The following is a 9,039-nucleotide window of genomic DNA, read 5'->3' as shown; positions in this document are numbered from 1 at the left end:
CGGTCGGTCGGGGGGAAGGCACAGGGGCCGAACCGCGAACTGGTCTACACCACACGTGGTGTAGACCAGTTTTGTAGCACGGGTGGAGAAGTCGAGGAACCCCGGAAAGCGGTGTCGCCGGGAAGCGCTATGAAATCGAAACCTACTTACCGAATGGCGATCATGGTCGCGGCTGCGATCGGCATTTTGGCCGACCGCGCAACAAAATCGATTTTGGCTAATCGCGCAACAAAAGCACAGCCTGTTCCGGTGGGCCCTGCCAGGCGCGTTGGGCCGGGGCGACCGGGCTTTCCGAAATGCCGAAGGCCCCCGGACCGTCGGGTCCGGGGGCCATTGCGGGGATAACCCCGGTGTCGCCCGGGCTCAGGCCTTGGTGACGTCCTCGACCTGGTCGTCGTCCTCCCGCCCGGGTGTTTTCAGGTTGAATTTGACGATGATGAACCGGAAGAGCGCGTAGTACACGGCGGCGAAGCAGAGGCCGATCGGGATGATCAGCCACGGCTTGGTGGCCAGCCCCCAGTTGATCGCGTAGTCGATCAGGCCGGCCGAGAAGCTGAACCCGTCGTGCACCCCGAGACCCCAGGTCACCGCCATCGAGGCGCCGGTCAGCAGCGCGTGCACGGCGTACAGGGCGGGGGCGAGGTAGGCGAAGGAGTACTCGATCGGTTCGGTGACGCCCGTCACGAAGGAGGTCAGGCCGACCGAGAGCATCAGGCCGTAGATCTCCTTGCGCCGGTGCGGCTTCGCCGAGTGCGCCATCGCGAGGGCGGCGGCCGGCAGCGCGAACATCATGATCGGGAAGAAGCCGGACTGGAACTGGCCGGCCGTCGGGTCGCCCGCCAGGAAGCGCGGGATGTCGCCGTGCACGATCGTGCCGTCCGGCTTGACGAACTCACCGAACTGGAACCAGACGAAGGTGTTCAGCAGCTGGTGCATGCCGATCAGCAGCAGTGCGCGGTTGAAGACGCCGAAGATGCCGGCGCCGGCCGCGCCCAGGTCGGCGAGGGTCTGCGAGAAGTCGTTCAGGCCGCGGCCGATCGGCGGCCAGACCCAGAGCGCCACCACGGCGGTCAGCATGCCGACCAGGGCGGTGATCATCGGAACCAGGCGGCGGCCGTTGAAGAAGCCGAGCCAGTCGACCAGCTTGGTGCGGTGGAACCGGACCCACAGCCAGGCCGACATCAGGCCGATCAGGATGCCGCCCAGCACGCCCGGGTTCTGGTACGTCGCGGCCGCCGCCTTCGCCGAGGTGTAGTCCACGCACTGGTCGCTGACCAGCACCGTCGGCGGCTTGCAGTGCTCCGGGAAGGCGTGCAGGACCCGGAAGTAGACCAGGAAGCCGACCACGGCGGCCAGTGCCGTCGAGCCGTCCGCCTTCTTCGCCATGCCGATCGCGACGCCGACGCAGAACAGCATCGGCAGGCCGAAGGCCGAGTCGAGCAGTGCGCCGCCCGCGGCGGCGAAGACCCTGGCGACGTCGTCCCAGCCCAGTCCGTCCTTGCCGAACACGTCCGGCTGGCCGAGCCGGTTGAGGATGCCCGCGGCGGGGAGCACGGCCACCGGGAGCTGCAGGGAGCGGCCCATCTTCTGGAGGCCGCCGTAGAAGGTGTGCCACCACGTGGTCTGCGGGGCCGTGGCGCCTGCCGAACTCATCCTTCGCCCTCCGGGTGCGGTTGCCGGCCGGCGGGCCCCTGCGGGACCCTCGGGCGGGGTTCGGGAACACCCGGGGCCGTTACCGCGTTCCTCGGAGTACACATATATTGGTGTAGACCACTTGGAAGCAGGCCGTACTCCGGAGGCGCGAGCCCCGCTGATCGTCATCCTCGGGCGACGATCGGACGCCTGCCCGCCGGAATGGGCCAAAAGTGGACTAACGTGGCGGACCGGACCGGCACGGGTGATGCTGGTCGCGCTGCTCGCCGGCACGACCGCAGCCGAACCCGCGTCAGCCACCGGCACGGACCTCACCGCCCGGCGGTCGAGGGACACCCCAGCACCAGCGCAGGACGGCACCCGGCAGAGCCGCCGAAGGGCCGAGACAGAGGGAGAAACCAGATGGCCAGCAAGGCTGAGAAGATCGTCGCCGGTCTGGGCGGCATCGACAACATCGAAGAGGTCGAGGGCTGCATCACCCGCCTGCGTACCGAGGTCAAGGACGCCTCCCTGGTCAACGAGGCCGCCCTCAAGGCCGCCGGCGCCCACGGCGTCGTGAAGATGGGCACCGCGATCCAGGTCGTCATCGGCACCGACGCCGACCCGATCGCCGCCGACATCGAGGACATGATGTGAGCTGAGCCACCCGGGTTCAGCCCGCCCGGCCCGCCGACCCGCTCAGGGGGACGGCGGGCCGCGGCGCGTCCCCGCCGGCTCCCGGACCGGCTCCCCGCCGCTTCCCGGACCGGCCCCCCGGAGCGACTACGCTCAGTGCCTATGTCACGCATCGACGGCCGCACCCCCGAACAGCTCCGCCCGATCACCATCGAACGGGGCTGGAGCAAGCACGCCGAAGGCTCCGTCCTCATCTCCTACGGCGACACCAAGGTGCTGTGCACCGCCAGCGTCACCGAGGGCGTGCCCCGCTGGCGCAAGGGCAGCGGCGAGGGCTGGGTCACCGCCGAGTACTCCATGCTCCCGCGCGCCACCAACACCCGCGGCGACCGCGAGGCCGTCAAGGGCCGCATCGGCGGCCGCACCCACGAGATCAGCCGGCTGATCGGCCGTTCGCTGCGCGCCGTCGTGGACCACCGGGCGCTCGCCGAGAACACCATCGTCCTCGACTGCGACGTCCTCCAGGCCGACGGCGGCACCCGCACCGCCGCCATCACCGGCGCGTACGTCGCCCTGGTCGACGCCGTCGCCTGGGCCCGCGACAAGAAGCTGCTGCGCGCCAAGGGCCAGCCGATCACCGGCGGCGTCAGCGCCGTCAGCGTCGGCATCATCGACGGCGCCCCGATGCTCGACCTCCAGTACGAGGAGGACGTGCGCGCCGAGACCGACATGAACATCGTCTGCACCTCCGACGGCCGCTTCGTCGAGGTCCAGGGCACCGCCGAGGGCGCCCCGTTCGACCGCGAGCTGCTCGACCGGCTGCTCGACCTCGGCAGCCTCGGCTGCGCGGAGCTGGACGCGATCCAGCGCAAGGCCCTGGAGGGCTGAACCGGCGCGGGTCCCGCAGCCGTGGACCGGAGCGGACGCACGGTCAGCCCGCGGGCGCGGACGGCCGTTCGGGCCGCGGTGCGGACACGCGTGCGGGCCGCGGGCGAACGGCCCGCCGAACCGGTCGGCCTGCTGTACAGGCCGGGCCCGGAGACCGTACGGTTCCCGCAGCACTCCCGCTGCGGGAACCGCGCACCTCCCGGCGCGCGTCCCCCATCACGGAACCCGCGCCCCACAGGAGGATCGGATGCCGTCGAGCATCGCCCGCCCCGCCGCCCTCGCCGTGGCCGGACTCATCGCGATCCTCCCGCTCAGCATGGTGAGCTGCTCCGCCGCGCAGAAGGCGCTCGACTGCGGCAACACCGCGGTGCGGATCACCGGCGACATCGCCGACGTCACCCAGGCCTACGACAACGCGAGCAACGACGCGGCCGCGGCGGGGAAGGCCCTGCAGAAGCTCAAGAACGACCTCGACCAGGTCGGGAAGAACTCCAAGAACACCGACGTCGCCAAGGCCGTGACCGATCTGCAGAAGCAGGTCGAGAACGTGCAGCGGGCCGCGGACCGCAACGAGGTCCCGGACCTCAAGCCGCTCGGCGCCGCGGCCGGCAACCTCACCTCGGTCTGCACCGGCTGATCGTCCCCGGCCCCTCGGTAGGGTGGGCGATATGTCCACCCGCCTGATTCTCGCCACCCGTAACCAGCACAAGGTCACCGAGCTCCGCGCCATCCTGGCGGACGCCGGCCTGGACGTCGAACTCGTCGGCGCCGACGCCTACCCGGAGATCCCGGACGTCCCCGAGACCGGGGTCACCTTCGCCGAGAACGCCCTGCTCAAGGCGCACGCCCTGGCCCGCGCCACCGGCCTGCCCGCCGTCGCCGACGACTCCGGCCTCTGCGTGGACGTGCTGAACGGCGCGCCCGGCATCTTCTCCGCCCGCTGGTCCGGCAAGCACGGCGACGACACGGCCAACCTCGACCTGCTGCTCGCCCAGCTCTCCGACATCGCCGAGCCGCACCGCGGCGCCCACTTCTTCTGCGCCGCCGCCCTCGCGCTCCCCGACGGCACCGAGCGCGTCGTCGAGGGCCGCCTCCTCGGCACCCTGCGCACCGCCCCGGCCGGCGACGGCGGCTTCGGCTACGACCCGGTCCTCCAGCCGCTCGGCGAGACCCGCACCTGCGCCGAACTCACCCCGGCCGAGAAGAACGCCATCAGCCACCGCGGCAAGGCCTTCCGTGCCCTCGCCCCGGTCGTCAAGGACCTGCTGGCCTGACACTCCGTCCGGTGAACGCGTCGAAGGCCCGCCCCGGGATCACCTCGGGGTGGGCCTTCGATTTCAACGCCAGTGCGGCCTGAGGGACTCGAACCCTCACGGGATTTCTCCCATGGGCACCTAAAACCCAGGCGTCTGCCAATTCCGCCAAGGCCGCATGGCGACCAGTCTAGAGCTTCGTCGAGTGTGGGGACAGCGAGTTCGGCCGCCGCCCCGCCGGTGCCGCGTCCCGGTTCGGCCCCCGGCTCGGCCCCCGGCTCGGCCCCCGGTTCGGCCCCGGCCGCGTCCCGGTCGGGGGACGGCCGCGCGTCGGCCGCGCGCCGGTGCGGGCAGCTCGGCCGCCGGGTCGGCCGGCGCGCGCCGGGAGCGGGTTTCGGCCAGGGGGCTGACCGATTGTCGAGCGGTTCCGACCTGTGATGTTTGGCTTTTGATTACCAATTGGTACAGACCTATTGACCTATATGGTTCAGACCACATAGCTTCTGCGCCAATTGCAATCCCCCACGTGCGTGCTCCCCCACAGGCACGCGCCGACACTCTCTCCTGGAGGACCGAGTGTTGATCCGAAACACGGCGGAGCGGCGTCCCACCGCCGCCCACCGCCGGAAGAGCCCGGCCGCCCGGGCCGGCGTGGCCTCGCTCGCCGCGGCCTCGCTGGCCGGACTGCTGATGGCGACGCTGGGTGCGGCGCCCTCGCAGGCGTCGGCGGCGGTCGACAACGCGGCCTGTCGGCCGGACGGCCTGTACCAGACCCCCGGGGTGGACGTCCCGTACTGCTCCGTCTACGACACCAGCGGGCGCGAGAAGATGGGCGCCGACCACCAGCGCCGCATCATCGGCTACTTCACCGGCTGGCGCACCGGCAAGAACGGCGACGCGCCGTACCTGGTGAACGACATCCCCTGGGACAAGGTCACCCACCTCAACTACGCCTTCGGCCACGTCGGCGGCGACAACAAGCTCTCGGTCGGCACCGACGGCCCGACCAACGAGGCCACCGGGATCTCCTTCCCCGGCGTCCCCGGTGCCGAGCTGGACCCGAGCCTGCCGTACAAGGGCCACTTCAACCTGCTGACGAAGTTCAAGAAGCAGTACCCGAACGTCAAGACCCTGATCTCGGTGGGCGGTTGGACCGAGACCGGCGGCTACTTCGGGGACGACGGCAAGCGCGTCGACTCCGGCGGCTTCTACTCGATGACCGTCAACGCGGACGGCAGCGTCAACCAGGCCGGCATCGACACCTTCGCCGCCTCCTCGGTCGACTTCATCCGCAAGTACGGCTTCAACGGCGTCGACATCGACTACGAGTACCCGACCTCGATGAAGGACGCCGGCAACCCGCTGGACTGGCAGCTCGCCAACGCCAAGCGCGGCTCGCTGGCCAAGGGCTACGCGGCGCTGATGAAGACCCTGCGCGAGAACCTGGACAAGGCCGGCGCCGCCGACGGCAAGCACTACCTGCTGTCGGTCGCCGCCCCGTCCTCCGGCTACCTGCTGCGCGGCATGGAGACCTTCCAGGTGGCCAAGTACCTGGACTACGTCAACATCATGTCGTACGACCTGCACGGCGCCTGGAACAAGTACGTGGGCCCGAACGCCTCGCTGTTCGACGACGGCAAGGACGGCGAGCTGGCCGCCGCCAACGTCTACGGCACCGGGCAGTACGGCGGCATCGGCTACCTGAACGCCGACTGGTCGTACCACTACTTCCGCGGTTCGATGCCCGGCGGCCGGATCAACGTCGGCCTGCCGTACTACTCCCGCGGTTTCAAGAACGTGCAGGGCGGCACCAACGGCCTCTGGGGCACCGCCTCCGCGACCACCTGCCCGGCCGGCTCCGGCCTGACCGCCTGCGGTGACGGCGCGGTCGGCATCGACAACATCTGGAACGACAAGGACGACGCGGGCAAGGAGTCCCCGGCCGGGTCGAACCCGATGTGGCACGCCAAGAACCTGGAGAAGGGCATCCTGCCCGACTACCTGGCCAAGTACGGCGTGTCCGACACCGCGCTGCAGGGCACCTACACCCGCAACTACAGCTCCGCCCTGGTGGCGCCGTGGCTGTGGAACGACACCAAGAAGGTGTTCCTCTCCACCGAGGACGAGCAGTCGGTGGGCGCCAAGGCGGACTACATCGTCAACCAGGGCGCCGGCGGCGCGATGATCTGGGAGCTCGCGGGCGACTACAAGTGGGACGCCGCCGCCAACGGCGGCAAGGGCGAGTACGTCCCCGGTTCGACGCTGACCTCGCTGATGTACGACAAGTTCAAGTCGGCGGCCCCGTACGGCGCGATCCGCTCGACGACCGCGCTGCCGCAGCAGACCCTGCCGATCGACGTGTCGTTCACCAACTTCGCGCTGGGCGACTCGAACTACCCGATCAACCCGAAGCTGCACATCGTCAACAACTCGACGCTGACCCTGCCGGGCGGTACCGAGTTCCAGTTCGACTACGGCAACTCGGCCCCGGGCAACGCCAAGGACCAGTCCGGCTTCGGCCTCCAGGTCATCAAGCAGGACAACCCGGGCCCGGGCAACGTGGGCGGTCTGAAGGGCACCTACAACCGGGTGTCGGTCAAGCTGCCGGGCTGGCAGTCGCTGGCGCCGGGCGCCTCGATCGACATGGACTTCGTCTACTACCTGCCGGTGTCCACGCCCTCCAACTGGACGGTCAACGTGGGCGGCACGCTGTACGGGATCAAGGGTGACCTGACCCGCGGTGCGGTGGACGGCGGCACACCGACCCCGACCCCGACCCCGTCGCAGACGGCCACCCCGACCCCGACCCCGACGCCCACCGCGACCGGGCCGCAGACCCCGACGCCGACCCCGACCTCGGGCGCCTGCACGGCCGCCCCGGGCTGGGACGCGGGCACCACCTACGCGACCCCCACCAAGGTCTCGTGGAAGGGTCACTACTACACCAACAAGTGGTGGACCAAGGGCGACGACCCCGCGGCCAGCGGCTCGTGGGGAGTCTGGAGCGACCTCGGGGCCTGCTGATCGGGCCGGTCCGCCGAGGTGAGGAACGGCGGTGGCGGTGCACCCGGTCGGGGGGTGCGCCGCCACCGCTTCGTCGTTCTCCGTACCGCGGTCGGTCAGGCGCCGACCTTGAGGTCGCGCAGCAGCTTGGCGACGTGGCCGGTGGCCCGAACGTTGTAGAACGCGTGCTCCACCTTGCCCTGCTCGTCCACGACGATCGTGGAGCGGATCACGCCCAGGTAGGTGCGGCCGTAGTTCTGCTTCTCGCCGAAGGCGCCGTACGCCTCCAGCACCTCCTTGTCCGGGTCGGACAGCAGCGTGACCTTGAGGTTCTCGGCCTCGCGGAACCTGCCGAGCTTCTCCGGCTGGTCCGGGGAGATGCCGATGACGTCGTAGCCGGCGCCCGCGAGGACCTCCAGGTTGTCGGTGAAGTCGCAGGCCTGCTTGGTGCACCCGGGGGTCAGGGCGGCCGGGTAGAAGTAGACGATGACCTTGCGGCCGGCGTGGTCGGCGAGGGACACCTGGTTGCCGTCGGCGTCGGACAGGCTGAAGGCGGGCGCGGTGTCGCCGGGCTGGAGGCGCTCAGACACGGTCGTACTCTCCTGAAGGCTGGGACGGGCGGCTGTACCACGGCAAACTTACCTCCGATGGTGGGTGGGGCCGCGCGGCCGTGTTCGGCAGCTGACACACTGGGTCAGTCGCACCGATCGCACGGATCGGACGGAACGACATCGGCGAGTGAATGGGGTGGCCCGAGTGGGCGAGGCGAGCACGCAGGACAAGTCGGCGCGGACGACCGCCCAGATCGAGGCGGACATCGAGCGGACGCGTGACCGGCTGGCGGGGACCCTCGACGAGCTGGCCGTCCGCGTCCACCCGAGCACCATCTCCGCCCAGGTCAAGGCCAAGGCGGCGGCCGCCGTCGAGGAGCGGGCAGCCCGGGCGTACGTGGCCGCCAGCGGCGTGGTGGAGAAGGTCCGGGCGCAGTTCGTGGACGAGAAGGGGCAGCCGCGCCGGGAGCGGATCGTCCCGGCCGCGCTGGTCGGCGTGGGCCTGGTGCTGCTGGTCGCCTCGGCCCGCAAGCGCCGCAAGGGCTGAGTACCGCGGGACGGAGGGCCGGGCGCGCCGCGTGCCCGGCCTTCCGCGTACCGGGCCAGCGTCACGCCTCGCGCCCGGGGGAGGTACCTTCGGGACCGTGAGTACGAACGACGAAGCGACCCGCTCCGAGTACGCGCAGGAGCCCGCCCGCCACGACCGGCTCGGCGAGAAGCTGCCGATCCGGATGCTGCACGACCGCGTGCTGGTGCGCATCGAGGGCGGCGAGGGCGAGCGCCGCTCGACCGGCGGCATCCTGATCCCGGCCACGGCGGAGCTGTCCAAGCGCTGTACCTGGGCGGAGGCCGTCGCGGTGGGCCAGAGCGTGCGCTCGGTGGAACCGGGGGACCGGGTGCTGTACGACCCGGAGGACAAGCTGGAGGTGGAGGTCCGCGGCGCCACCTACGTGCTGCTGCGCGAGCGCGACCTGCACGCCGTCGCCGCGACCCGTTTCGGCGACACGGAGGGCTCGACCGGGCTGTACCTGTGACGGCCTGATCCGCCCGGTGCCCCGCGGTGCCCCGACCCCGGT

At 70.6% G+C, this 9,039-nt stretch carries 9 protein-coding genes and 1 tRNA gene; 7 read left to right on the top strand and 3 right to left on the bottom strand.

From position 1 onward, the window contains the following. Positions 1-363: 363 nt before the first annotated feature. Positions 364-1,653, bottom strand: coding sequence for a PTS transporter subunit EIIC (locus tag ACIQOV_RS14100; RefSeq protein ID WP_401048440.1), 1,290 nt, complete (start codon positions 1,651-1,653; stop codon positions 364-366). Between the two features lie 402 nt (positions 1,654-2,055). On the opposite strand from ACIQOV_RS14100, the gene ACIQOV_RS14095 reads away from it, so the two are divergent. The 4 genes from ACIQOV_RS14095 (at position 2,056) to rdgB (ending at position 4,430) form a co-directional block, all read left to right on the top strand. Further along, positions 2,056-2,289, top strand: coding sequence for a glucose PTS transporter subunit EIIB (locus ACIQOV_RS14095; protein ID WP_063349220.1), 234 nt, complete (start codon positions 2,056-2,058; stop codon positions 2,287-2,289). A gap of 141 nt (positions 2,290-2,430) precedes the next feature. Continuing rightward, positions 2,431-3,156 carry a ribonuclease PH gene (gene rph, locus ACIQOV_RS14090; RefSeq protein WP_401048438.1) on the top strand — a complete coding sequence of 242 codons (726 nt, stop codon included), beginning with the start codon at positions 2,431-2,433 and terminating at the stop codon, positions 3,154-3,156. Between the two features lie 247 nt (positions 3,157-3,403). Continuing rightward, positions 3,404-3,793, top strand: a complete 390-nt coding sequence (locus tag ACIQOV_RS14085; protein ID WP_359915201.1) for a hypothetical protein — start codon at positions 3,404-3,406, stop codon at positions 3,791-3,793. Positions 3,794-3,824: 31 nt separating this feature from the next. After that, positions 3,825-4,430: an RdgB/HAM1 family non-canonical purine NTP pyrophosphatase gene (rdgB, locus tag ACIQOV_RS14080; protein WP_401048436.1), complete on the top strand. Its 606-nt coding sequence runs from the start codon at positions 3,825-3,827 to the stop codon at positions 4,428-4,430. A gap of 73 nt (positions 4,431-4,503) precedes the next feature. Here rdgB and ACIQOV_RS14075 read toward each other — a convergent pair. After that, positions 4,504-4,587, bottom strand: a tRNA-Leu gene (locus ACIQOV_RS14075). 512 nt (positions 4,588-5,099) lie between these two features. Here ACIQOV_RS14075 and ACIQOV_RS14070 point away from each other — a divergent pair. Beyond that, positions 5,100-7,433: a chitinase C-terminal domain-containing protein gene (locus tag ACIQOV_RS14070; protein ID WP_401048442.1), complete on the top strand. Its 2,334-nt coding sequence runs from the start codon at positions 5,100-5,102 to the stop codon at positions 7,431-7,433. A gap of 95 nt (positions 7,434-7,528) precedes the next feature. Here the strand turns inward: ACIQOV_RS14070 and bcp are convergent, their stop codons facing one another. Further along, a complete protein-coding gene (gene bcp, locus ACIQOV_RS14065) occupies positions 7,529-8,002 on the bottom strand; it encodes a thioredoxin-dependent thiol peroxidase (RefSeq protein ID WP_401048434.1) in 474 nt (157 codons plus the stop codon). Between the two features lie 166 nt (positions 8,003-8,168). Here bcp and ACIQOV_RS14060 point away from each other — a divergent pair, with 166 nt between their 5' ends. Together ACIQOV_RS14060 and ACIQOV_RS14055 are read left to right on the top strand one after the other, a co-directional pair. After that, a complete protein-coding gene (locus ACIQOV_RS14060; RefSeq protein WP_380538871.1) occupies positions 8,169-8,510 on the top strand; it encodes a DUF3618 domain-containing protein in 342 nt (113 codons plus the stop codon). A gap of 184 nt (positions 8,511-8,694) precedes the next feature. After that, positions 8,695-8,997 carry a co-chaperone GroES gene (locus ACIQOV_RS14055; protein ID WP_049655715.1) on the top strand — a complete coding sequence of 101 codons (303 nt, stop codon included), beginning with the start codon at positions 8,695-8,697 and terminating at the stop codon, positions 8,995-8,997. The last annotated feature ends 42 nt before the right edge of the window (positions 8,998-9,039 follow it).

It is taken from the genome of Kitasatospora sp. NPDC091257, from assembly GCF_044757675.1.
GTDB classification, from domain to species: domain Bacteria; phylum Actinomycetota; class Actinomycetes; order Streptomycetales; family Streptomycetaceae; genus Kitasatospora; species Kitasatospora lactacystinica.
The sequence above is the reverse complement of the archived record's forward strand: the minus strand, read 5'-3'. Positions and strand labels throughout refer to the sequence as shown.